The sequence below is a fragment of the Janthinobacterium sp. TPC_1 genome, from assembly GCF_056037845.1.
The window spans coordinates 5609199-5633637 of the sequence record NZ_CP195157.1 but is presented as its reverse complement, the minus strand read 5'-3'; the positions used below and the strand labels follow the sequence as shown (position 1 = coordinate 5633637).

At 61.3% G+C, this 24439-nt stretch carries 22 protein-coding genes and 2 pseudogenes; 10 read left to right on the top strand and 14 right to left on the bottom strand.

Features of this window, described 5'->3' with window-relative positions; all coding sequences use genetic code 11:
• Nucleotides 1-2 precede the first annotated feature (2 nt).
• From ACQVLG_RS27355 to ACQVLG_RS27345, 3 genes are all read left to right on the top strand, one after another.
• Complete coding sequence (locus ACQVLG_RS27355) at nt 3-3203, top strand: efflux RND transporter permease subunit (protein ID WP_474291881.1); 3201 nt, start codon at nt 3-5, stop codon at nt 3201-3203.
• A 44-nt stretch (nt 3204-3247) separates the two neighbouring features.
• Entirely contained in the window at nt 3248-4690 is a 1443-nt protein-coding gene (locus ACQVLG_RS27350; protein WP_474295818.1) for an efflux transporter outer membrane subunit, read from the top strand.
• A gap of 178 nt (nt 4691-4868) precedes the next feature.
• Entirely contained in the window at nt 4869-5426 is a 558-nt protein-coding gene (locus tag ACQVLG_RS27345; RefSeq protein ID WP_474291879.1) for a fasciclin domain-containing protein, read from the top strand.
• A 55-nt stretch (nt 5427-5481) separates the two neighbouring features.
• Here ACQVLG_RS27345 and ACQVLG_RS27340 read toward each other — a convergent pair whose 3' ends face one another.
• The 6 genes from ACQVLG_RS27340 to ACQVLG_RS27315 form a co-directional block, all read right to left on the bottom strand.
• Entirely contained in the window at nt 5482-5751 is a 270-nt protein-coding gene (locus ACQVLG_RS27340; protein WP_474291878.1) for a hypothetical protein, read from the bottom strand.
• Nucleotides 5752-5796: 45 nt separating this feature from the next.
• Complete coding sequence (locus ACQVLG_RS27335) at nt 5797-6123, bottom strand: hypothetical protein (RefSeq protein WP_230539299.1); 327 nt, start codon at nt 6121-6123, stop codon at nt 5797-5799.
• 111 nt (nt 6124-6234) lie between these two features.
• The gene (locus tag ACQVLG_RS27330; protein WP_474291877.1) at nt 6235-6492 is read right to left on the bottom strand and encodes a hypothetical protein; all 258 of its coding nucleotides are present in this window, start codon (nt 6490-6492) and stop codon (nt 6235-6237) included.
• A 157-nt stretch (nt 6493-6649) separates the two neighbouring features.
• Complete coding sequence (locus ACQVLG_RS27325) at nt 6650-6988, bottom strand: hypothetical protein (RefSeq protein ID WP_474291876.1); 339 nt, start codon at nt 6986-6988, stop codon at nt 6650-6652.
• Between the two features lie 41 nt (nt 6989-7029).
• Nucleotides 7030-7371, bottom strand: coding sequence for a hypothetical protein (locus ACQVLG_RS27320; protein WP_230539302.1), 342 nt, complete (start codon nt 7369-7371; stop codon nt 7030-7032).
• 222 nt (nt 7372-7593) lie between these two features.
• A complete protein-coding gene (locus ACQVLG_RS27315; protein WP_230539303.1) occupies nt 7594-7923 on the bottom strand; it encodes a hypothetical protein in 330 nt (109 codons plus the stop codon).
• A gap of 210 nt (nt 7924-8133) precedes the next feature.
• On the opposite strand from ACQVLG_RS27315, the gene ligD reads away from it, so the two are divergent.
• Complete coding sequence (gene ligD, locus ACQVLG_RS27310) at nt 8134-10620, top strand: DNA ligase D (protein ID WP_474291874.1); 2487 nt, start codon at nt 8134-8136, stop codon at nt 10618-10620.
• On the opposite strand, the gene ACQVLG_RS27305 is transcribed toward ligD, so the two are convergent.
• The 4 genes and pseudogenes from ACQVLG_RS27305 to ACQVLG_RS27290 form a co-directional block, all read right to left on the bottom strand.
• Entirely contained in the window at nt 10604-12313 is a 1710-nt protein-coding gene (locus tag ACQVLG_RS27305; protein ID WP_474291872.1) for a PAS domain-containing hybrid sensor histidine kinase/response regulator, read from the bottom strand. The two genes, ligD and ACQVLG_RS27305, sit on opposite strands and share 17 nt — an antisense overlap.
• 104 nt (nt 12314-12417) lie before the next feature.
• Nucleotides 12418-12915: pseudogene (locus ACQVLG_RS27300) on the bottom strand (PAS domain-containing protein); the annotation flags it as partial.
• Nucleotides 12916-13035: 120 nt separating this feature from the next.
• On the bottom strand, nt 13036-13917 hold the full coding sequence (gene ku, locus ACQVLG_RS27295; protein WP_474291870.1) for a non-homologous end joining protein Ku: 882 nt from the start codon (nt 13915-13917) through the stop codon (nt 13036-13038).
• Between the two features lie 3 nt (nt 13918-13920).
• Nucleotides 13921-14896 (bottom strand): annotated as a pseudogene (locus ACQVLG_RS27290) (SDR family oxidoreductase).
• A 127-nt stretch (nt 14897-15023) separates the two neighbouring features.
• Here ACQVLG_RS27290 and ACQVLG_RS27285 point away from each other — a divergent pair.
• The 6 genes from ACQVLG_RS27285 to ACQVLG_RS27260 all read left to right on the top strand — a co-directional run bounded on the left by ACQVLG_RS27285 (nt 15024) and on the right by ACQVLG_RS27260 (nt 18518).
• Nucleotides 15024-15605: a TetR/AcrR family transcriptional regulator gene (locus ACQVLG_RS27285; protein ID WP_474291869.1), complete on the top strand. Its 582-nt coding sequence runs from the start codon at nt 15024-15026 to the stop codon at nt 15603-15605.
• 67 nt (nt 15606-15672) lie between these two features.
• Entirely contained in the window at nt 15673-17313 is a 1641-nt protein-coding gene (locus ACQVLG_RS27280; protein WP_230539309.1) for a SulP family inorganic anion transporter, read from the top strand.
• A complete protein-coding gene (locus ACQVLG_RS27275; protein WP_474291868.1) occupies nt 17310-17699 on the top strand; it encodes an Imm1 family immunity protein in 390 nt (129 codons plus the stop codon). The genes ACQVLG_RS27280 and ACQVLG_RS27275 overlap by 4 nt, the downstream gene beginning before the upstream one ends.
• Before the next feature lies 1 nt (nt 17700).
• Nucleotides 17701-17985: a hypothetical protein gene (locus tag ACQVLG_RS27270; RefSeq protein ID WP_474291867.1), complete on the top strand. Its 285-nt coding sequence runs from the start codon at nt 17701-17703 to the stop codon at nt 17983-17985.
• On the top strand, nt 17975-18352 hold the full coding sequence (locus ACQVLG_RS27265) for a DUF2750 domain-containing protein (protein WP_474291866.1): 378 nt from the start codon (nt 17975-17977) through the stop codon (nt 18350-18352). The genes ACQVLG_RS27270 and ACQVLG_RS27265 overlap by 11 nt, the downstream gene beginning before the upstream one ends.
• Nucleotides 18345-18518, top strand: coding sequence for a hypothetical protein (locus tag ACQVLG_RS27260; RefSeq protein ID WP_474291865.1), 174 nt, complete (start codon nt 18345-18347; stop codon nt 18516-18518). The genes ACQVLG_RS27265 and ACQVLG_RS27260 overlap by 8 nt, the downstream gene beginning before the upstream one ends.
• A 4-nt stretch (nt 18519-18522) precedes the next feature.
• On the opposite strand, the gene ACQVLG_RS27255 is transcribed toward ACQVLG_RS27260, so the two are convergent.
• The 4 genes from ACQVLG_RS27255 to ACQVLG_RS27240 all read right to left on the bottom strand — a co-directional run bounded on the left by ACQVLG_RS27255 (nt 18523) and on the right by ACQVLG_RS27240 (nt 24379).
• Nucleotides 18523-18870: a GNAT family N-acetyltransferase gene (locus tag ACQVLG_RS27255; protein WP_474291864.1), complete on the bottom strand. Its 348-nt coding sequence runs from the start codon at nt 18868-18870 to the stop codon at nt 18523-18525.
• A 207-nt stretch (nt 18871-19077) separates the two neighbouring features.
• Nucleotides 19078-20100, bottom strand: coding sequence for a T6SS immunity protein Tli4 family protein (locus ACQVLG_RS27250; protein WP_474291863.1), 1023 nt, complete (start codon nt 20098-20100; stop codon nt 19078-19080).
• 89 nt (nt 20101-20189) lie between these two features.
• A complete protein-coding gene (locus ACQVLG_RS27245) occupies nt 20190-22112 on the bottom strand; it encodes an esterase/lipase family protein (RefSeq protein ID WP_474291862.1) in 1923 nt (640 codons plus the stop codon).
• Entirely contained in the window at nt 22109-24379 is a 2271-nt protein-coding gene (locus tag ACQVLG_RS27240) for a type VI secretion system Vgr family protein (protein WP_474291861.1), read from the bottom strand. The genes ACQVLG_RS27245 and ACQVLG_RS27240 overlap by 4 nt, the downstream gene beginning before the upstream one ends.
• Nucleotides 24380-24439: the final 60 nt, after the last annotated feature.

Genomic DNA, 24439 nt, shown 5'->3' with positions numbered 1-24439 from the left:
ACATGAATTTTTCCCGCTTTTTCATCGACAAGCCGATTTTCGCGGCGGTGCTGTCGATCGTCATATTCGTGGCCGGGCTGCTGTCGATATTCGGCCTGCCCATCTCCGAATATCCCGACGTCGTGCCGCCATCCGTGGTGGTGCGCGCGCAATACCCGGGCGCCAACCCGAAAGTGATCGCCGAAACCGTGGCCGCGCCGCTCGAAGAGCAGATCAACGGCGTCGAGAACATGCTCTACATGTCCTCGCAAAACACGTCCGACGGCGCGATGATGCTGACCGTGACCTTCAAGATCGGCACCAACGTCGAGCAGGCCGAGACGCAGGTGCAGAACCGCGTGCAGCGCGCCTTGCCGCGCCTGCCCGAGGAAGTGCGCCAGATCGGCGTGACGACGGTCAAATCGTCGCCGAATCTGACCATGGTCGTGCACCTGGTCTCGCCGAACAAGCGCTATGACGATATGTACCTGCGTAACTACGCGGTGCTGAACGTCAAGGACCAACTGGCCCGTTTGCCCGGCATGGGCGACATCCAGATCTTCGGCGCGGGCGACTACGCGATGCGCATCTGGCTCGACCCGCAAAAGGTAGCGGCGCGCGGCATGACGGCCAATGACGTCGTCGACGCGATCCGCGAGCAGAACGTGCAGGTGGCTGCCGGTGTGATCGGCGCCTCGCCAGCGAAAAACTCGGACTTCCAGCTGACCGTCAATACCCAGGGCCGTCTGCAGACGCCCGAGGAATTCGGCGCCATCATCGTGCGCACGAATGCCGACGGCGCCGTCACGCACCTCAAGGACGTGGCGCGCGTGGAAATGGGCGCAAACAGCTACTCGCTGCGTTCGCTGCTGAACAATAATCCGGCCGTCGGCATGGGTATTTTCGAAGCGCCGAATGCCAACGCGCTGCAACTGTCTTCCGACGTGCGCGCCAAGATGGACGAACTGAAAAAAGACTTCCCGCAAGGCGTGGAATACCGCATCGAGTACGACCCGACGCAATTCGTGCGCTCGTCCATCGAAGCCGTGATCCATACCCTGCTCGAAGCGATTGCCCTGGTGGTGCTGGTGGTGATCATCTTCCTGCAAACCTGGCGCGCATCGATCATTCCGCTGCTGGCCGTTCCCGTGTCCATCGTCGGTACCTTTGCCGTGATGCTGGGCTTCGGCTTCTCGATCAATACCCTGTCGCTGTTCGGCCTCGTGCTGGCCATCGGTATCGTCGTCGATGACGCCATCGTGGTAGTGGAAAACGTCGAGCGCAACATCGAGGAAGGGCTGTCGCCGCGCGACGCCACCATCCAGGCCATGAAAGAGGTCAGCGGTCCCATCGTCGCCATCGCCCTGGTGCTGTGCGCCGTGTTCGTGCCGATCGCCTTCGTGCCCGGCCTGTCGGGCGAGTTCTACCGCCAGTTCGCGCTGACCATCGCCATTTCGACCGTGATCTCCGCTTTCAGCTCGCTGACCCTGGCGCCGGCCCTGTCGGCCGCGCTGCTCAAACCGCACGATGCGCCGAAAGACGCACTGACGCGCGGCATGGACATGGTCTTCGGCCGCTTCTTCGCCTGGTTCAACCGCTTCTTCGGCCGCGCCTCGCACCGCTACGAAGCGGGCGTGAAGGGCGTGTTGGGCCGCAAGAGCGCCTCGCTGGGCGTGTATGCGCTGCTCGTCGTTGCCGCCATCTTCACCTTCAAGTCCGTGCCGGCCGGTTTCGTGCCGGCGCAGGACAAGCAATACCTGGTGGGCTTTGCGCAATTGCCCGACGCCGCTTCGCTGGACCGCACGGAAGATGTCGTGCGCCGCATGTCCGACGTCATCAAGTCGGTGCCCGGCGTCGAATCGACCATCGCCTTCCCCGGCCTGTCGATCAACGACTTTACCAACGCGCCGAACGCCGGCATCGTCTTCGCCACCCTGAAGCCGTTCGATGAGCGCGGCAGCAAGGAATTGTCGGGCGGCGCCATCGCGGCCGAGATCAACAAGCGCCTGGGCGGCATCCAGGACGCCTTCATCATGGTCTTCCCGCCACCGCCTGTGAATGGCCTGGGCACCATCGGCGGCTTCAAGATGATGATCGAAGACCGCGGCAACCTCGGTTACGACGCGCTGTACAACGCCACCCAGGCGCTGGCCGCCAAGGCCTACCAGACGCCGGAACTGGCGGGCGTGTTCTCGGGCTACCAGATCAACGTGCCGCAGCTGTTCGCCGACGTCGACCGTGTAAAAGCCAAGCAGATGGGCGTGCAGCTGCAAACGATTTACCAGACCTTGCAGATCAACCTCGGTTCGCTGTACGTGAATGACTTCAATCAGTTTGGCCGCACCTACCAGGTGCGCGTGCAAGCCGATGCGGCTTTCCGTTCACATGCCCAGGATATCGCGCAGCTCAAAGTCCGTAATGACAAAGGTGAAATGATCCCGCTGTCGTCGTTGATGCGCGTCAAGGATAGTTACGGTCCTGACCGCGTGCAGCGCTACAACGCGTATGCCGCAGCCGATTTCAACGGCGGCGCCGCCCCTGGCGTGTCGAGCGGCCAGGCGCAAGCCGCGCTGGAACGCATCGCCAAGGAAGTGCTGCCGCAGGGGATTTCGTATGAATGGACGGAGCTGACCTACCAGGACATCTTGTCCGGCAATACGATGATCTATGTGTTCCCCCTGTGCGTGCTGCTGGTGTTCCTGGTGCTCGCCGCCCAGTACGAAAGCTGGACCCTGCCGCTGGCCGTGATCCTGATCGTGCCGATGTCGATCCTGTGCGCCTTGTTGGGCGTCAAATTGACCGGCGGCGACAACAACGTGTTCACCCAGATCGCGCTGTTCGTGCTGGTGGGGCTGGCGTCGAAGAATGCGATCCTGATCGTGGAATTTGCCCGCGAACTGGAAGAGCATGGCCGCACCGTCGTGCAAGCGGCGCTGGAAGCGTGCCGTCTGCGTCTGCGTCCGATCCTGATGACGTCGATCGCCTTCATCATGGGCGTGGTGCCCCTGGTGTTCTCGCACGGCGCCGGTTCGGAAATGCGCCATGCGATGGGCGTGGCGGTCTTCGCCGGCATGCTGGGCGTGACCTTCTTCGGCCTGTTCCTGACGCCCGTGTTCTATGTTCTGCTGCGCACCCTGGCGCAGCGTTTTGAGAAAAAACCAGCCGATGCTGCCGCCAAGCCAACTGCTGCGCCAGCATTGAACCTGGAAGGAGATATATATTGAAAACCAATGCAATCATCCGGCGCGCGGCGCCCGTCTTGAGCGCCATGGCCGCAGCCGTGTTGCTGGCCGCCTGCGCGGCGCCCGAGTTCAAGCAGCCGCAGATCGAGACGCCGGCTGCGTTCAAGGAAGCGCAAGCGTCCGCCGTGCAGACGGCGGCGGACGGCACGCGCTGGAAGCAGGGCGTGCCAGCCGAGCGACAGGCGCGCGGCGAATGGTGGCTGGCCTTCAATGATCCGGCCCTCACCAGCTTGATCAGCGAAGCCACGCAGGCGAACGCCAACCTGGCGGTGGCCGCCGCCCGCGTCAAGCAGGCGAGGGCCATTGCCGGCATCGCCGAAGCGGACCGCATCCCGCAAGTGGGCGTGAACGTGGGCGGCCAGCGCAACCGCGCTTCCGCCGTGTCGCTCGGCTTGCCGAACGGCGCGCCGGTGGCGGCGACCAACGTCTACCAGGCCAGCCTGACGGCCAGCTATGAAGTCGACCTGTTCGGCCGGGTGGCATCGAATGTCAGCGCCTCGCACAGCGATGCGCTGGCCGTGGAAGCGACTTACCGCTCGGTGCTGCTGTCCTTGCAGGCTGACGTGGCGCAAACCTACTTCCAGCTGCGCGCCACGGACGCCGAACTGGCGACCCTGGAGCAGACGGTGCGCCTGCGCGAGGAAAGCGTGCATGTGAACCAGCGCCGCTACGATCTGGGCGACATCGGCGAATTCGACCTGTCCCGTGCCCGCACGGAGCTGTCGACCGTGCGCGCCGAAGCCATCGGCCTGCAGCGCCAGCGCGCCACCGGCGAGCATGCGCTGGCCGTCCTGCTGGGTAAACCTGCCGCCAGCTTCACGGCGGGCGTCAACCCGCTGCAGGACAGCGGCTTCCTGCCCGTGATCCCGGCCGGCATGCCATCGTCCTTGCTGGAGCGCCGTCCCGACATCGCGTCGGCGCAGCGCACCATGGAAGCGTCGAATGCGCGCATCGGCGTGGCGAAATCGGCCATGTTCCCCGCCTTGAGCCTGAACGCTTCCGGCGGCGGCGCGTCCGACACCTTCTCGGATATCTTCAAGTGGAGCAGCCGCTCCTGGCTGCTGGGCGCCCTGATGTCGATGCCCATCATCGACGGCGGCCGCAACAAGGCTGCCGTGACGCGCAGCGAAGCGCAGCTGGAAGAATCGGTGGCCACGTATCGCCAGAGCGTGCTGGTGGCCTTCGCCGAGGTGGAAGACAACCTGGCCGGCCTGCGCATCCTGTCGGGCCAGACGCAGCAGATCGACGAAGCCGTCGTGTCGGCGCGCCGCTCGGCCGACCTGGCGCAAAAGCTGTACGATGCGGGCCGTTCCAGCTACCTGGACCTGCTCGACGCGCAGCGCAACCTGGCTGCCATCGAGCGCAACGCCGTGCAGCTGCGCGGCAACCGGGCCGTCACCACGGTGGCGCTGATCCGCGCCCTGGGCGGCGGCTGGGGAGATGCCGAGCCGCAGGTCGCGGCCAACTGATTTCCGGCACCGCGGGCTGGCATTCCCGGCCCGCGGCGAGGAAAACATCATGAAAACGGCGTCGTGCATCTGCACGGCGCCGTTTTTTTTTTGTTGAAAACCAGTTGAATCCGTTTGCGGACAGGCCGCGTAAATACTCGTGCAATCACGCAAACGCAGTCATCCAGGAGATATCACCATGCGCACCTTCGTTCCCGCAGCTCTTTTCATCACCTCCATGCTGGCCGCCAGCGCCCCTTTTGCCGCCGACATGAGCACCATGGTGGGCGGCCAGAGCATGTATCCGAGCAAGGACATCGTCGACAACGCCGTCAATTCGGCCGACCACACGACCCTGGTCGCCGCCGTCAAGGCGGCCGGGCTGGTCGACACCCTGAAAGGCAAGGGGCCGTTTACCGTGTTCGCGCCGACGAATGCGGCGTTTGGCAAGCTGCCGGCCGGCACCGTCGAGACCCTGGTCAAGCCGGAAAGCAAGGCGACCCTGACGAAAATCCTCACCTACCACGTGGTGCCGGGCAAATACGACTTCAAGGCGCTGGCCAAGGAAATCAAGATGCATGACGGTAAAGCCACCTTGCCCACGGCCAGCGGGGGCAAGCTGATGTTCGCCATGAACGGCATGCACAACATCGTCGTGATGGATGAGGGCGGCAACAGCGCCAACATCAGCACCTATGATGTATATCAATCGAATGGCGTGATCAATGTCATCGATACGGTGCTGATGCCAAAATAAATGGACGAAAAAAAAGACAGGGAAAACCCTGTCTTTTTGGTAGCTGCAGCCCTGATTACTTGGCTGGCGCTGCTGCCGGTGCGGAAGCTGCCGGCGTCGCTGGAACTGCCTTCTCTCCAGTAGCCGCTTTCTTCGCCTTGTGATGCTTGGCTTTCTTGTGCGTCGCTGGCTTGACGGCGGCGGCTGGCGCTTCGGCTTTGGCTGCAGGTGCAACGGCTGCGGCGGAAGCTGCTGGAGCGGCCGGCGCTGCTGGCGCTGCTGGCGTCTGTGCGAAAGCGGCGGTGGCGAACAGGGTGGCGATCAGGGTGGCAATAACTTTTTTCATGATGAGATCCTTGGTGTTTTTTCGGGTGAGTGCAGTGTGAAGAAATTACTTGGCTGGTGCCGCTTCGGCGGTGGCCGATGCCAGTTTCGCATCTGCTTTGGCTTTGGTTTTTTTCGCCGTGTGATGCGCCTTGGCCTTGGTAGCGGCAGCTTCCGTCTTGGCGCTGGCCACTTCCGTTTTCGCGGCGACGACGGCTTTCGCTTCTTTCGCGTCCGCTTTCACGACGGCTTGCGCTTCCTTGGCGTCGGCTTTCACGACGGCCTTGGTGTGGGCCGCTTCCACTTTGGCGGGCGCTGCTGGCGCTGCGGGCGTCTGGGCAAAGGCAGCGGTAGCGAACAGGCCGGCGATCAGGGTAGCAATTGCTTTTTTCATGGTGCAGTCCTCAGTGGTGGTTTGTCTGGCGTGCCGGGATGATTCCCGTGTCACTGAGCATAAAACGCGCCCCCGGACGCTGGCGTTGACGCTCATTACAAACGCTTACAACTACCGCGTATCCGCCTTCAGGATGTCTTCCGAACGGCGTTGTCCGTAACCCTTGCCGTAGGCGCTGGAAGCGATGCTCACGACCATGCGGCGCGCCGGTATCACATAGATCTTGTTGCCGCCATTGCCCGGGGCGAAGTGCACGTCAATCTGCTGTCCCCCGATGTCCTGCGTCTTCGCGTACGAGAAGTAGCCGTAGCCGTAGCTGTCGGCGTCGCGGTTCACGGCGCCGATGGCCGGAGTGCCAGTCTCGCTCAAGTGCGCCGCTATGTCGCGCGCAAGCTGGCCTGTTCGATGACGTTCGCATGAAGGCGCGCCATGCAAAAAGGACAGCCGAAGCTGTCCCTGGTATTGCGGGCGAAACAGCCGCGCAAGCGCAGACCCGGCGGACGCGCTCGCGTGGCGACTGCCGCGATTACTTCGCTGGTGCTGGTGCCGCCGGAACGGCTTCTGCCGCTTTCGCTGCGTCCGCTTTCACTTTGGCTTTGCTTGCCTTGTGATGGGCCTTGGCCTTGGTGGCTTTCGCATCGGCCTTGGCGCTGGCGACGTCGGCTTTCGCGTCGGCGGCGGCGACTGCTTCTTTCGCATCGGCTTTCACGACGGCCTTGGTTTCCTTGGCGTCAGCCTTGGCCACGGCTTTCGTGTGGGCCGCTTCCGCCTTGGCGGGGACGGCCGCTGCCGGGGCGGCAGGGGTTTGCGCGAAGGCGGCGGTAGCGAACAGGCTGGCGACGAGGGTGGCGATGACTTTTTTCATTTTATTTTCCTGGCGAGTGGTAAGTGATGGTGTGTCGGTGATTACTTGGCTGCTGCTGGCGCTGGAGCCGGTGCGGCGGCGGTGGCCGAAGCCAGCTTTTCGTCAGCCTTGGCTTTGGTGTGCTTGGCTTTGTGATGGGCCTTGGCCTTGGTGGCGGCCGCTTCCGTTTTGGCGCTGGCGACGTCCGTTTTCGCGGCGACGACGGCTTTCGCTTCTTTCGCGTCCGCTTTCACGACGGCTTGCGCTTCCTTGGCATCGGCTTTCACGACGGCCTTGGCGTGGGCCGCTTCCACTTTGGCGGGCGCTGCTGGCGCTGCTGGGGTCTGGGCAAAGGCTGCGGTAGCGAACAGGCCGGCGATCAGGGTAGCAATTACTTTTTTCATGGTGCAGTCCTCAGTGGTGGTTTGTCTGGTATGTCTGTTGGTGCCGGGATGATTCCCGTGTCACTGAGCATAAAACGCGCCCCGGAAGCTTACCGTTGACCTCGTTTACACTTTCTTACAATCAGGTGTTTTATCGGCTGTTGCTGCGTGATGCGGGCATGAAAACGAAAAAAGACAGCCGAAGCTGTCTTTTTGTGCGGCGCGGAAAACGCGCGGAGCCGATTATTTGGCTGCTGCTGCGGTCGCTTCAGTTTTGGCTTCGTCAGCCTTGGCCTTGGCTTTTTTCGCTTTGTGATGGGCTTTGGCCTTGGTGGCTTTGGCATCAGCCTTGGCGCTGGCGACATCGGCTTTGGCGTCTGCAGCGACGGCGGCTTCTTTCGCATCGGCTTTCACGACGGCCTTGGTTTCTTTGGCTTCTGCTTTAGCCACTTCCTTGGTGTGCTTGGCTTCGGCCTTGGCCGGCGCCGCTGGTGCTGGGGTTTGAGCAAAGGCTGCGGTAGCGAACAAGCCGGCGATCAGAGTAGCGACAATGTTGACAGTGCGTTTTTTCATGATGCAGTTCCTCGAGAAGTGGGGTTGTAGTTCAGGAGATCAATCCCCTGTCACTGAGCCAAAAACGCGCCGTGCGGCAATTGCGTTGACAGGATTTTCGTCAATTACAAACACTTACATTTGCCCGGACAGGCACTCTGTTAGCTGGCGTACCGCACCCCAGCCCCAGGCGGACTAGACTCGATGCCATCGTCACCGCATGGGTCCGCCATGAAAGCCGCCCTGAAAACCTATCAAGCCAAGCGCAATTTCGCCGTCACGCCCGAGCCCGCGGAGGGCGGCGAGGAAGCGGGCGACGGGCTCTCCTTCGTGATCCAGAAGCACTGGGCCAGCCGCTTGCACTACGATTTTCGCCTGGAACTCGATGGCACGCTGAAAAGCTGGGCCGTGCCGAAAGGGCCCAGCTACGACCCGCGCGACAAGCGCATGGCCGTGCAGGTGGAAGACCACCCCATTGCCTACGCCAGCTTTGAAGGCACGATCCCCGAAAAGCAGTATGGCGCGGGCAAGGTCATCATCTGGGACAAGGGCACGTGGCAGCCGCAGGCGGCCACGCCCGATGCGCGCGCCGCGCTGGCTGCCGGCGAGCTGAAATTCACCCTCTATGGCCACAAGATGCATGGAAACTGGGTGCTGGTGCGCATGCGGGGCAAGGATGAAAAGCAGCCGGCCTGGCTGCTGATCAAGGAAAAAGACGCGTTTGCCCGGCCGGCCGTCGCGTTTTCCGTCGTCGACGAGTTCCCCGCCAGCGTCAAGCACAAGGCCCTGCCTGCGCGCAAGGCGGCTGCCGCACCGCCCGATGCCGCTTTGCCCAGCACCCTGTCGCCGCAGCTCGCCACGCTCGTCGATGCGCCGCCGCCGGACGCGCAAGACTGGATTTTCGAGGCGAAATTCGACGGCTACCGCATCCTTGCGCGTTGCGATGGCGAACGGGTCAGCCTGATGACGCGCAATGGCAACGACTGGACGGCGAAACTGCCGCAACTGCGGCAGGCGCTGGAACAGCTGGGTTTGCCGCCAGGCTGGTATGACGGCGAAATCGTCGTCAACGACGCCGGCGGCCAGCCGGATTTCGGCGCCTTGCAGCGCGCATTCGACGCGGACAGCACCAGCGCGATCGTGTATTACCTGTTCGACGTGCCGTATTTCGATGGCCATGACTTGCGCGGCCAGCCCGTCGAGGCGCGCAGGGCCTTGCTGCAAGGGCTGCTGCAGCGCTTGCCAACTTCTCCCCAGGTGCGCTTCAGCGCGGCGCTCGATGCTGCGCCGCAGCAACTGCTGGCCCACGCCTGCCGCCTGGGGCTGGAAGGCGTGATCGGCAAGCGTCGCGGTTCGCCCTACGTCACGCGGCGTTCCGGCGACTGGATCAAGCTCAAATGCGGGCTGCGCCAGGAATTCGTCATCGGCGGCTATACGGCGCCGCAAGGCGCGCGCGAAGGGATCGGGTCGCTGCTGCTGGGCGTGCACGATGACCAGGGAAAACTGCGCTATGCGGGCAACGTGGGCAGCGGCTTTGACGATGCGGCCTTGCGCGACTTGCGGCAGCGTCTCGGCGCGCTCACCGTTGATACGAGTCCGTTTGAAGGCCAGGCGGGCGGCGTGCGCCGGCCCATCTGGGTCAAGCCGCAGCTGGTGGCCGAAGTGAGCTTCGCGCAATGGACCAGCGGCGGCGCCGTGCGCCACGCCGTGTTTCACGGCTTGCGCGAGGACAAACAGCCGGCCGCCATCGTGCGGGAGCGGCCACAGCGAAGCGATCGGACCAGGGAGAAGAGCATGGGCAAGCACGATGAGGCGGCGGACAGCGTCCTGCCGGCCAGTTTCAAGGTCAGCCATGCGGACAGGGTGATCGACCGGGACAGCGGCGCCACGAAGATCGACCTGGTGCGCTATTACGCGCTGGTGGGCAAGCTGATGCTCGTGCATTTGCGCGGGCGCCCCGTGTCGCTGGTGCGCGCGCCGGCCGGCATGGGCGGAGAATTGTTTTTCCAGAAGCATGCGGACACGTCCACCATGCCCGGCGTCAAACAGCTCGATCCCGGCCTCGATCCCGAGCATGCGCCCATGCTGGAAGTGGGCAGCGTACAGGGCTTGCTGTCGGCGGCGCAGTGGAATGTGGTGGAATTTCACACGCAAAACGCGCTGGCCAGCGCCTACGACACGCCGAACCGCCTGGTGTTCGACCTCGATCCGGGCAAGGGCGTGGCCTGGCCCGCCATCCGCGAGGCGGCCGTGCTGCTGCGCGCCTTCCTGACGGAGCTGGGCTTGCCCGCCTGGCTGAAAACCAGCGGCGGCAAGGGCTTGCACGTGGTCGTGCCGATCCGCCCGAAACACGACTGGGATACGGTCAAGGCGTTTTCGCAAGCCATCGTGGCGCACATGGCGCAGCTCATTCCCCAGCGTTTTGTGCTGAAAAGCGGGCCGGCTAACCGGGTCGGCAAGATTTTCATCGATTATCTGCGCAATGGGCGGGGCGCCACCACCGTGTGCGCGTGGTCGGCCCGCACGCGCTCGGGGCTGGGCATTTCCGTGCCGCTGGCCTGGGAGGAACTCGACCAGCTGAAGGCGGGCGATCAGTGGAATGTCGGCAACGTCCACAGCCGCCTCGACGTGGGCAATGCGCCCTGGGCTGGCTATGCGCGCAGCGCCAGGGCCATCGATGGGGCCATGCAAAAGCTCGGTTTCAGTCCGCCGGCTTGAACGGCAGGGTGGCGCGTGCCAGCTGCAGCGCTTCGTCGATGGCGGCGTTAAGCTGGGGAATCTCGACGGGTTTGGTCAGGTAGCGGAAAAAGCCCGCGGCCAGGCCGTGCCGGATGTCGCCCTTCATGGCATTGGCCGTCAGCGCGATGACGGGGATGTGCGCCGTGCGCGGATCGTTGCGCAGGATGCGCTGTGCCTGGTTGCCATTCATGCCGGGCAGGTTGATATCCATCAAAATGACGTCGGGGCGGCGTTCCAGCGCCAGCGCGATGCCCTGGCGCGCGTCGGTGGCCGAGATCATGCGCAGATGGGGCAGGAAGCTGACGATGTCTTCCACCAGCCGCAGGCTGGCCGGATTGTCTTCCACGTACAGCAGCAGGGCCTGGCCGCTGGCATCGTCCCCGGCTCCGCCGGCAGGCTCGGCCAGCCCCTCCGTGTCCAGCGGCATGCTCTCGGGCGGCGCGGCCATGGTGTCGAGTTCGATCCAGAACACGCTGCCCTCGCCAAGGCAGCTGTGCACGCCCATGCGTCCGCCCATCAGTTCGACCAGGCGCTTGGTGACGACCAGGCCGATACCCGTGCCTTCTTCGCTGCCGGCCTCCTGTCCCAGGCGGTTAAACGGCTGGAACAGTTCGGCCATCTGCGCGTCGTCCAGGCCCTTGCCCGTGTCGCGGATGGCGATGCGCACGCACAGTGCATCGGGCTGCGAGATTTCCAGCTCCACCTTGCCGGCCGGGCGGTTGTACTTGATGGCGTTCGACAGCAGGTTCAGCAGCACTTGCTTGAGGCGCGTATGGTCGGCCCTGAGCGTCAGCGCTTCGCAGGCTGGAAAGATCAGGTGGATCTGGCGCTGCTGCGCCTGTTCTTCCACCATCACGCGCACTTCCTCGATCAGCGCGGGCAGCGTCACCGCTTCCATCGACAGGCTCAGGCTGCCCGATTCGATCTTCGCCAGGTCGAGGATTTCATTGATCAGGGTGAGCAGGTGGCGGCCCGAGGTGACGATGTTTTGCACGAAGGTGCGTTTTTGCAGCACGGTCGCGGGCAGGGATTCGTTGGCCAGCAGCTGGGCAAAGCCGAGGATGGCGTTCAGCGGCGTGCGCAGTTCGTGCGACATGCTGGTGAGGAAACGGTCCTTCGCCTGGCTGGCCCGCTCGAGTTCGACTTTCTGTTCGTTGAGCGTGCGTTCGATGCGCTTGCGCTCGGAGATGTCGCGGATGGCCGATGACACGAGCACGCCTTCGTCCGTTTCCAGCGGCGACAGGCTGATTTCGACGGGAAACTCGGTGCCGTCGCGGCGCAAGCCGTACAGTTCCAGGCCCGCACCCATGGAACGGGCCCGCGGCGCCGTGGAAAACGCATGGCGGTGGCGCGGATGGTCGTGCGCGTAGCGGGCCGGGATCAGCACTTCCACATTGCGCCCGAGCAACTCCGCGCGCGAGTAGCCGAACAGGCGTTCCGTCTGCGAGTTGACGAGCACGATCTCGCCGTCGCCGTTGACGATGACGATGGCGTCCGGCGCCGATTCGAGCAAGCCGCGGAACTTCTGTTCGGCCCGGCGGCGGTCGCTGACGTCGCGGATGGCGCTGATGACGAAGGTGCCGATCTCCGTCTGGATGGGCGACAGGCTGATTTCGACGGGGAACTCGACGTTGTCCTTGCGCAAACCCAGCAATTCCAGGTCGGCGCCCATGGTGCGCGTGCGCGGCTGGTCGAAATAGCGCGCGCGGTGCGCCACGTGCGAATGGCGCAGGCGTTGGGCAGCAGGCTATCGATTTGCCTGCCGTTCAATTCGCCTTCCGCGTACCCGAACAGGCGCTGTGCCTGCTGGTTGGCCAGCACGATGGCGCCCGTGGCATTGACCATGATGACGCTGTCCGGCGTCGATTCGAACAGCACGCGGTAGCGCACCTCGACGAACTGGGCGTCGCGCGCCGCCTTCAGCAAGGTCGTGTCCTTCATGGTGGAAATCAGGTAGCGGGGGCCGTCCGCCCCGGCCTGTGCGGTCTGGCATGCCACATCGACGTGGATAAGTTCGCCATCCTTGCGCCGCCGCAGCGATTCGCGGTCATAGCTGCCGTGCAGGGTCAGCTGTTCGTCGATCAGCAGGGCCGCTTCGGCTTGTCCCGGCAGCGAGATCAGCTCCCATAGCGTGCGTCCCAGCGCCTCGTCGCTGGCATAGCCGAAAATGCGCTGGGCACCCACCGTCCAGCGCACGACGGCATGCTCTTCGTTCGTGATGACGACGCCGCCAGGGGCGCCGCTGAGGATAAGCTGATCTAACTCGGCATCCATTTTTTTCCGCACGCGAGACAGGGCTTGCCGGCTGGCAGGCCTGTGCATAACGTAGCGAGAAGCTTGATCAAAGTCAATGCATTTATAGTCTTGACTATTCTCGGTGGCGTGGGGCGTGCCTCAGGCCGCCTTGCGCCTGGCGGACGCCGTTTTGCGGGCGGCGGACGAGGCAGGACGCTTGCGGGCCGGCGCGGCGGGTGCCTTCTTGCCCAGGCTTTGCTGCAGCAGGGCGACCAGGTCGATCACGTTGCTGCCGTGCTCTTCTTCCGGCGCGGGCGCGGGCGCGGGCGCGGTGATGGTCTTGGTCTGTTTCGCCTTGATTTTCTTCTTGACCAGCGCCAGCACGTCTTCGCGGTAGCTGTCGTGGTATTGCTCCGGTTCCCACGCTTCGCTCATGCCTTCCACCAGGGACAGGGCCATCTTGAGTTCCTTGTCGGAAATACCCGCCGCCTTCAGGGTGCTGGCGGGCAAGTCCAGGTCGTCCGTGGGGCGGAGCTCATCGGCGTAGCGCAAGGTGTTGAGCACGATGGCGTCGCCCACGCAGACGAGCGCGCACAGATGCTGCTTGGTGCGCATGACTACGCTGGCGATAGCCACTTTATTGGCCTTGCGCAAGGTTTCGCGCAGCAGCGCATAGACTTTCTCGCCGCCCTTGGCGGGCAGCACGTAGTACGGGTGCGCGTAAAAGGTCAGCGGCACCTCGGCCGCGTCGACAAAGGTGTCTATGTCGATGGTTTGCGTGGCCTTCACGTTCGCCTGCCTTAAATCCTCGTCGGACAGCACCACGTATTCGTCCGTCTTGTATTCATAGCCCTTGACGATGTCGTCCCACTCGACTTCCTCACCCGTCTGCTTGTTGTAGCGCTTGTAGCCGATGGGCGCGAAGTCGCGCCGGTCCAGCATGGACAAGTCCAGTTCATGGTCGAGACTGGCTGAAATCAGCTCGACGGGGATGTGCACGAGGCCGAAGCTGATGGCGCCTTTCCACAGTGCGCGCGCCATCGCTTATGCTCCCACGCTGCCGGTGACGGGCAGGACGATGCCCGTGATGTAGCTGGAACAGGCGGGCGAGGCTAAAAAGACGTAGGCGGGCGACAGTTCCTCTGGCTGGGCCGGACGGCGCATGTCCGTGTCGGCGCCGAATTGCCGGATTTCTTCCGGCGTTTTATCGGCCGGATTGAGCGGCGTCCAGACGGGCCCCGGGGCGATGGCGTTGACGCGGATGCCCTTGTCGAGCAGGTTGCCGGCCAGCGCCATGGTAAACGCATGGATGGCACCCTTGGTGGTGGAATAGTCGAGCAGGTGTTTCGAGCCCTGCAAGCCCGTCACGGAACCCGTGTTGATGATGGCCGCGCCCCGCTGCAAGTGGGGCAGCACGGCCTTGGCCATATGAAAGTAGCCGTACACATTGGTTTTCATGGTGAGGTCGAAGCGTTCCTCGCTCAGGTCGAGCAGCAGCGATTCCGTGTTCCTGGAAGGCGGCGTTGTTCACCAGCACGTCGATGTGCGTGAAACGTTCCAGCACCTGGCTGACGGCTTGCTGGCAAAAGCCCTGGTCGCGCACGTCGCCGGCAATCAACAGGCAGCTCTGGCCTTCCGCTTCCACGTAGCGCTTGGTTTCGTTGGCGTCCGCGTGTTCGTTCAGGTAAATGATGGCGACATCGGCCCCTTCGCGCGCGTACAGCACGGCCACGGCGCGGCCGATGCCCGAATCGCCGCCCGTGATGACGGCCACCATGCCGGCCAGCTTGCCGCTGCCGCAATAGTCGGGCGCCAGGAAGCGCGGTTTCAATGCCATCTGCGCTTCGATGCCTGGCTTGTCCAGGTGCTGGGCGGGCAGGGGAGGGGCCGGCTGGCCGCGCTGGCCCGTCTGCACGGGCTGCCTGCTTTCCTGGCCTGGCTTGCCGGCATCACGTCCATCCTGCTCCTGCTGGACGGCGCGCTGCAAGTTACCGGCGGACTGGTCCTTGTTCTCGTTCATGCTGGCCTCCCTGGAAACGAAGATCCAGTATCGGCGCGGCGCCCCCATCAAACGGTGCGCTTGCTAACAGAGTGGCGCAAACAGGCGCAAAGTTATATGATGATTGACATAAATATTGGAGGGCAGCATGAAAGTGAGCAGGGAACAGGCGGCGCTGAACCGCGAACGCATCGTCGAAACGGCGGCCAGGTTGTTCCGCGAAAAGGGCTATGACGGCATCGGCGTGGCCGACCTGATGAAGAACGCGGGTCTCACGCATGGCGGCTTCTATGGCCATTTTGCGTCCAAGGAAGACTTGATGATCGAAGCGTGCCAGCATGCCTTGAATAAGTCGCTGGAAGGCTGGCGGGCGAAGATCGCCAGCGACCCGCAGCGGGCGTTGCCGGCCATTGTCGATAGCTACCTGAGCACCCGCCACCGCGACCAGCCCGGCGGCGGCTGCCCGGCGGCGGCCATGGGCGTCGACGTGGCGCGCATGTCGCCCGGCGCGCGTCCCGCGTTCACGCAAGCCACGCGGCAGCAGTTTGCCTTGCTGCAGGGCTTGCTGCCCGACGGCGCCCCGGATGGTACACAGGAGCGGCAGCGCCAGCAGGCGATCACCACGTTTGCCGCCATGGTGGGCGCCATGGTGCTGGCACGCGCAATCGATGACGAGGCGCTGTCGGCGGAAATCCTCGACGCCGTGAAGGCGCAATTGCTGCCGGACTGAGCATATCCCCCTGTCAGCCGGCCTCGTCGCATGATAGGCTTCGGTTTTCAGATTTTGGGATTTCATCATGCTGCTCTGGCTCAGGCAATACCGGCGTCCTCTGTTGGCCGGGGACATCACTGCCGGTATCGTTGTCGCCATGATGATGGTGCCGCAAGGCATGGCTTACGCCCTGGTGGCCGGCTTGCCGCCCGTGGTGGGCATCTACGCCAGCATCTTGCCGCCCGTGCTGTATGCCTTGTTCGGCAGCAGCATGACGCAATCGGTGGGCCCCATGGCCATCGTTTCGCTGATGACGGCCGCGGCCCTGGCGCCGCTGGCCGACCCCGGTTCCTCGCTGTACATCGTGCTGGCCGCCCAGCTGGCCTTCATCAGCGGCCTCGTCCTGCTGCTGTGCGGCGTGCTGCGCCTGGGCTTCATGGCCAGCTTTTTGTCGCGCCCCGTGATCAGCGGTTTCAGCAATGGCGCCGCCATCCTGATCATCTGGGGCCAGATCACGCCCCTGCTGGGCGCAACGCTCCCCCATTGGCACACGCCCAGCCTCGTGCTGGGGCTGTCCGGCCTGCTGTTCCTGTGGCTGGCCAAGCGCTATGCTTCGCGGCTGTTGCAGCGCTGCGGCTTGAATAAAGTCGCCGCCGACGTGGGCGCGCGCCTGGCGCCGATGGCGCTGGTGCTGGCCGGCATCGCCCTCGTCGCCTATGGCGGCCTGGAAGCGATGGGCGTGCAGACGACGGGCCACGTGCCCAGCGGCTTGCCGGGCCTGAACCTGGCCACGTCCGGCGCCCATTGGCGCACCCTGCTGTCGCCGGCGCTGCTGATCGCCTTCATCGTCTTCCTGATGAGCATGTCCGCGGCCCAGACCCTGGCGCAAAAGCGCGGCGAAAAACTGCACACGAACCGGGAACTGCTGGGCCTGGGCGCGGCCAACGTGGCCAGCGCGCTGTCGGGCGGCTTTCCCGTCACCGGTTCCATTTCCCGCTCGGCCGTCAATTTCCAGGCGGGCGCCAACACGCCGCTGGCCAGCATCATCACGGCGGGCTTGCTGGCGCTGGCGCTGGTGGCGCCCACGGGCTGGCTGGCCCTGTTGCCGCTGCCCGTGCTGGCCGCCACCATCATCTTTGCCGTCAGCAGCCTGCTGGACTGGGATACCTTGAAATTGTCGTGGCGCTACGACCGCAGCGATGCGCTGGCCCTGCTGGCGACGACGGCCGGCGTGCTGGTGCTGGGCGTGGAAGCGGGCGTGGTGATCGGCGTGCTGCTGTCGATGGGGACCTTGATCTGGCGCGCCAGCCGCCCGCATATCGCCGTGCTGGGCCGTATCCCGAATAGCGAGCACTTCCGCAACGTGGAGCGCTACGAGGCGCAAACCCTGCCCGACGTCTTGCTGCTGCGCATCGATGCTGGCCTGTTCTTCGGCAACGTCGAAGCCGTCACGGAGCGCGTGGAAGACGAGCTGCGGGGCCACCCGACGGCGCGCCACCTGGTGCTGGTCTTGTCGGCCGTCAACCAGATCGACAGCACGGCCTTGCTGGGCTTGATCGAACTCAACAGCACACTGGCCAAGCGCGGCATCAGCCTGAACCTGGCCGAAGTGAAGGGGCCCGTGATGGACCGTTTGCGCCAGAGCAGTTTATTGCAAGACCTGAGCGGCAAGCTGTACCTGAGCACGGCGCTGGCGATGAACGATTTGAGCGGAAGCAAAACATGACGATGGAATTGAACTTGCATGGCGAGGCGCGCGCCGTTGACAATATCCTTGCGCTGGAACAAATGCTGCAGGAAGCGCGCGCGCTGGCGCAGTGCGAGCTGTGGCTGACCCTGGCAATCGATGCGGAACAGGGCCCGGCCCTGTGCATGCTGCGCAATGGCGGCAACGCCTGGCTGATGTATCTGTCGGGACAGGATGACCTGAGTTTTCACTCGCTGGGCGATGAGGAGGCGGACGGCGTTTGCAGCTATCTGCTGACGAATGGGCAGGTCGATGAGTATCCGGAAGCGTGGTGCATTGATCTGGAACAATGCCAGCGCGCCTTCGTCGCGTTCTTCACGACAGGCGGCGCGCGGCCGGCCGCCATCGCCTGGGAGGCGGATTGACATGCCGCACACCATCATCGCCGACATCGACAGGGAATTGCTGGCCGCGCTCGATGCCAGGGCAGGGCTATTGACGCTGCGCGCCATCCTGCTGCGCTACAAGGCTGGCGGCGCGACGGCGGAACAAGTGGCCGGTTTGCTGCAGGAATTGCGCGCGTCTGCGCAGGACGGCGCGCAGGATGAGGCGCTGGAAGATGTGATACTGGATGCCCTCGACATGGTGACGGGCTGGTGCGCGCCACAGCTGCGGGTATGGGACGAGGTAGGGGGAAACCGTGCATCCTGAAAAGCTCAAGCAGGTGATGGGCCTGCCGTCCGCCGAACGCCATGCTTACTTTGTGCGCAAGGTGGCTGATACGCAAGAGGTGTGGGGCTTGCACCACGACGGCTGGGCCACGGCGCAAGCCCATGGCAAGGTGGCGATACCATTCTGGCCGGAAGCGGCGTTCGCGCAAGCGTGCGCCGGCGGCGAGTGGGAACATTTCCAGCCGCGCGCCATCGCGCTCGGCGATTTTTTGGCCAGGTGGCTGCCCGGCATGGCGGGCAACTTGCAGCTGGCGTCCGTCTTTCCCGTGCCGCAAGGAGCGGGCGCCATCGCGGCGCCTGGCGATTTACTGAGGGATTTGCAACATGAGGCAGAACAATATGAGTGAAGGCAAGGATCGCCTGGACGCGTGGTACGACGGTTCGGCCATCTGCCTGATCGCCGTCGGCGCGCAGGGCGACCCGCTGGACTTGGGCGACGACGAAGTGCGCGCCCTGATCGCGAAGCTGCAGCAATGCCTGGCCGAGTCCGAGGCAGGCGCGGTGCCTGACTGAAGGTTCAGGCGGGCGTCAACTCCTTTTCCATCGCCACGCTGGCCAGGCTGATGCCGCTGGGATGCGCATACGCTTCTGCGCGCAAGGCAACAAAACCGGCGGCCCGGTAAAACGGTTCCGCATTGAGCGAGGCGGACAGGTGCAGGCGCGCGATGCCGCGGCCGCGCGCCAGCTGCTCCAGCGCCGCCAGCAGGCGCTTGCCGATACCGAGTCCCCCGTGGGCGGGATCGACGAATACGGCATCGACTTCCTGCTTGTCCGCATCGAGCATGGCATAGCCGGCGATGGCCTCGTCCTGCATCGCCACGATGCCGCCGCCGGCAGCCAGCATGGCCGCATACGATGCCGGCACGGGCGTAGCTGTCTGTCCAAACAGTTATTTGCTCCGGCGCATAATGCGTGGCGCAACTGACGCGCACGGCCACCGTGCGCAGGGCCCACAGGGCATCGATATCAGTGGGCAGGGCGGGGCGCAGGGTGATGGGCATGGCGGCTTTCCGGGCAAAAGGAGCATGCTAGCGCAATGGCTTGCACGGCGCCAGCATGAGTTTGTCAATTGTCACTGCGCCGGCTTGTCCGGATCGATGTAATACGAACCCGGCGGCGCACCCGGCACCTTCACCCGGAACTTCAAGCCGGACAGCAGCTTGTCCCACAAGGCGATGGCCTCTTCGTCCGTCAGCGACGCCGCGTCGGCGGCGCCGACCATGTTGTGGGCGACTTTGGTGTACATCTTGACTTCCAGCACAGATGGATTTGCGATGTCTTTCGGTTTGCCTACCAATGCCCATTCAAAATCATGTACTCCATCAGGGCGCAGGATGAGTGACTCTTCCCCCTTCCAATGCTGAACGTCCCGCTTCCCTTCGCGTAACAAGTTCCGCTTGGGATAAGTCGCCCCCTGTATGTCTTTTGCACTCTGTATGCGGTTGAGCAAGGATAATTCGCCACGCAGGCGCTTCTCAAATTCTTCTGAAGAGTAATCGCCGTATGCATCCTTGTTGGAACTCACCGAAAAAGTTATATCAGGAATACTTGGGAAATGAATTCCGACGTTATCAATCTCTTGCTCTTTATATAAACTTTCTGCTAGGAAGCCATGTTCGAAGCAAACGCCAGGATCTGAAGGAATTTCCTCCGTATCACGCAACCGTATGTTTTTTGCGAGAAGCAGTTGTCGACGAGCAATTTCTTCTTCTCGTTCACCGATATCCACATCTACAGCATCTCCAGCAATAAATGTAAAATCTCCTTTTGTAATATAAGTTCTAAAAAATAGAAATTTCATTTCCTTTGCATGAATGCTGTTGTAATAGCGTAATTGCCAACTATTTTCAATTGGGCCTTCAAGGTTGTATGTGTTTCTTTCTGCGCTCTTGTTTTTTTTAAGAATTTCTTCTATGTCTTTTTCTATTTTAAAATGCAAATTATTTGTTGTTATTTTTTCCGCGTCAATAGTATTGCTTCCAATAATAAGTTTCGATTCGACTGGAACTTCCAAGGCATAGCGGCCGAAACATAATAATTTAGTTTTTAAAAACATTTTTTCCAATCGACCATTCAATTTCGTTTTTTCAGGCATAGTTTCCTCCTTAATCATAGAATTTTTTGTGCAAGCAATTATGGGGAGATATATGAAAATTATTAAAATATATTTAATAAAAATTGATTTCATTTTTTATCCCAATTTGCTAATTTTGCAATTTGAATTATGGAGTAAAGCATAGATGCAAGCACGTTTTTGTTCAAGTAACTATTTTGGTGTTCATAGCCGCTACCATCTGCTAATCCATGACGAAAAATATTTCCTGTAATATGGCGGGCAGACCGGATTGCTGGAACTGTTTCATCTCCAAGCTCTTTTGCAGGCTGCAACTTGAGTTTTAGTATGCGTGATCCAGTTTGAACGGTTAGGGTTCCTTTTGCATCATCGTTGGTTAGTTTCCATTTCTCTGCATGAGGAGGAGTAAAGTTCTTAAAAAAATCTGTCAGTCCACCACCCATGCCGTCAGTAACTTTGAAGATTACCTCGCCATAAGACAGGTAGTCTTTTGATTCGCAGTAACTAGCGTATGTTTGTTTGTGGAAGTATTTTTCGATGGATTGTGAAAATGCAAAAGCATCTTTTATTCGTTGGGTTACATTTTTTAATCCGCCACCTTTTTCATGGGGAATGTTAGCTGGATTTACCCACGTCGGATTGATAAGGCGCCACCAATTACTGCTTGGTCGTAGATAAATGCTATCGAGTGCGTTCTGACCTTCTTGCGGCCAGCTCCATAAAATTCGATCTTTGTCGTCCACGACTTTGAGCCAATTCGCGCCATAGGCAACGCTCGGCATCATTTCCAATGCAGCTGGAGCATTTGCTACCGTTGCAGTTGCATGCTCTCCGTTAATTCCCAGAACTTGTGCCGTCTTTTTATTGAATGGGCCAGATTTTTCCAAAAAACCGAAGCGCATACGTTTATAGGCGCTTGCGGCACCTATCGACGGCATGACGTTATGATAGACGCCAAGTACTTTTACTTCCTTGTCGTTAACAAGATTTCCATAACTTGGATGCATTAAGGTGCGTGCAAGCAGACCTCCCATGCTATGTGTGACGAGAATGACCTCTTCGCATTTGAATCCGCAGCCCACATAGCCTTTGACAAGTCCACGTATCCGCTCAGCGATGACGCCGGCGGAGATAGCATTGCTCTGCAAGAAGTTGTAGCCCATGGCGTGAACAGGATACCAGCATGGAGATATTTTTTTTAGATCAGCCTCGGTAATTGCAGTACCGGATGTGGCACCGAAGGCGCTGGGTGCTTGTAGCACTAATTTTGAAATTTCAGGATATGGACCTTGATTTTTATTGGAGTGAATATCTCTTGTCTGCCAATGGGGAAGAATATTTTTGTCTCTGACAATGTTATTCATGAAAAATTCCGCAGTCTTTAGCATTTCACCATAAGCCCCAATAAAAAGTATCTCGCTCCAGCCGCGCCAACGTGCAATTTGTGCCGGTGTTTCACGCAAGGCTGGGGGTAAGGAGGTATCTACTATTCCTGGAATGTTGTACTTTGCATTCTTTTTTATTTTTCTTGGACTAATGGCAATCAATGGCGGCACTCCAGCAAAATCATGTGGAATGTTGGTGTGGCGAAAATCGGAAAGTCCTGTGATGTTGCCACTTGGTTCAAATCTTCCTTGATTTGTGCTGTAAATATAATATTCGACCTCGGTTTCATTTGGATCGAGGGCCATCTGTCGATCTCTCGGTGATGCATTTTTATACCATCCACCGATGCCATAACCTTCTACGACACTCCATTTTCCGGCCACGCTCATCATGTCATCTGGCCTCCAGGAGATGTTATCGCTTTTGTCCAGCTCTTTCTGGCGTACCTTGCTCATGCGTAAATTACTACCCATCACGCCTGGTAAAAAGATGATAGGAATTATTTTCCCAGGAGGAATGGTTACGTCATGACGAATCGTGTCGTTTATTTCAGTCATATTGACGGTGTACTCAGCCCATCCGCCAACAGTCTGCCGAAATTCGCCTTGGTGATTGCCGTGTTCATTCAGATCCGTATCGTCACTCATGGAAGTTCTCCCTTATAGCGTATTGTGTAGCTATCCATGCCGTCTCCTTTCTGTACTGGGGTGTGCCCGTCACTGCTACTTTTTTCACTGATTCTGTGGCCATCTTCGCGTATTAACTCAAAAGCTATATCGGGAGCGGGTGTGCCATCGACTTGCAGCAGTCGAACGGCCTGATCAAAACGCGCCACTGGCCTCTCATTGAATTCCTGCGACACGCTCTTCGGCGCCAGGGTTTCCAGGTTGCCGTTGAAGAGCACGGGTGAGGAGGTGAAGAACTGCACCTTGTCGCTGATTTCCAGCATGTGGTTGGCGCCGTGCAGGCGTACGCCTTTCTTCCCCTTGATGTTGACCCAGTCCGCTTCGCTGATCAGCGACAGCACTTTCCGGGCGAGGATTTCCACCTCGTCGCTGTGCGCCTGGATGGACACCTTGCCGCTGGCGGCGATCAGTTTCATGCCGGCCTTGTGCACGAACAGGCTGAAGCTCTTGGCGATGCTGGCAAACATGCTGTCGCCGCTGGCGAGTGAAATATGCTTGCTGCTGCTGAGCGCCACATGCTCGCTGGCGGCCAGGTGGATGGACTGGGCCGTGCTCAGTTCGATGCCTGCCGGGCTGGCCAGCAGCAAATGTGGTTCGGACAGTTCCGGGAAATCGCCGCCGCTGCCCTTGATGGCGGCGTTTTGCCGCTGGATGGCGTCGGCCACGGCGCCTTGCTGTGCGGTACTGTCTTGCGCGCCCGCATCGACGGCCATGCCGGCCAGTCCCTCATGCAGTTGGCGCGCCTGCGCCAGGCGGGACTGCGTTTCGTCGAGCTGTTTGACCGATCCAGTTCCTGTTGATGTTTCCGTGGTGATCAGCATGCCTTTGGCGGCGCGCAGGGCGCCCCAGGCGTTGCTGGCCAATTCAAAGCCCGCGCCGCGTGCTTCCTTGCGGCCGGCATTGTCGTCGATGCGGGTGATGTTGCCCAATGACAGCCGGCTGTCCTGGTGTTCGCTGCGCAGCTGTGCCTGGATCGCGCCCTTGGTGTCGTCGAGTACCAGATGGTTGGCGCTGCGGGCGCCCAGTTCGCGGCTGCGCACGCCGGACAGCGCGCGCTGCTGCGGCAATTGCCACGGCGGCGGATTGGCGCTGTTGTAGACGACGCCGATGACGATAGGGTGGTCGATATTGCCGTCCTGGAATTGCACGACCACTTCCTGTCCCACGCGGGGCAAGGCGATCTGTCCCATTTGCGCTCCCGCCATCGGCATCATGACTCTTATCCATGGCGAGCTGCGTTCATCGAATGTACCCAGGCGGTCCCAGTGAAATTGCAGGCGGATGCGTCCCAGGGCGTCGGTATGGATTTCTTCCCCGGCCGGCCCGACCACCAGCGCCGTCTGCACGCCGGCGACGATGCATGGCGTGCTGTTGTAGCCGCGGCCCGGCCGCCAGCGGATGTCCCGCCGCACGCATACGAGCGTGTTCGCATAATCCGATGGCGCGCTGGGGCCTGCCTGATAGTTATTGCTGGCGATATGCTCGGCTGACAGGATCAGGTATTCGCGTTCGGCAATACTGTCTGGGCGCTCCTGGCCAGGCTGATAGCGTTTTTCCTCGGCGCTGAAATGCCCATCGAGCCGGAAACAAAGGCCGGGCTGTGCGCCACGGTGATTGCCTGCCGCCTCGAAATACTGGCGCAGATGGTCGCTTTCTTCCATGCGGCGCTGTGCCAGGGATTCCCCATCATTGACATTCTTGTAGCCATAGGCGCCCGTGTTTTCATACAGTTCGTGGGAAAATACGTCGCCCTGGCGATTCAGGGAGTAGCCGCTGGAAAGGCGTGGCTGCGGATTCTTATAGTCGAAACTGGCCAAGGTCAGCTGCCCGGAGCCGATCCGGCGCACGGCTTGCCATTGTTGTAAGCCATCGTCTTCCATGGAACCCGACCCGGAGTGGAAACGCATGGCGCCGTCGCCGGATGCCGTGGCGATCATGTCCGCCAGGGTGCTGTTATCTGCGAGCCACAAGGTATGGCCATCGGCACGGTGCTCGTACCAGTAATGCCAGCCGAGGGCTTCCCAGCGCCGGTGCAGGTGGTTGTAGTCGGTTTCATTGTGCTGGTTGGCGCAGGTTATCTGCGGATCGTCGCCATGGATGCTGGTTTTCCAGTCGCGCTGCCCGTAGTGCGCAAACGTTGTTTCGGTCAGCTGCATCACGCTTTGACCATGAAAGGAGACGTTGTCCTGGCGCAGCCGGGCAAAGGCCAGCCATGGTTGCAGCACCATGCGGGTACCAGGTAAAGCCGCCGTCGGCGCGCAGCAGGCAAAACTCGCCCACATAGCCGT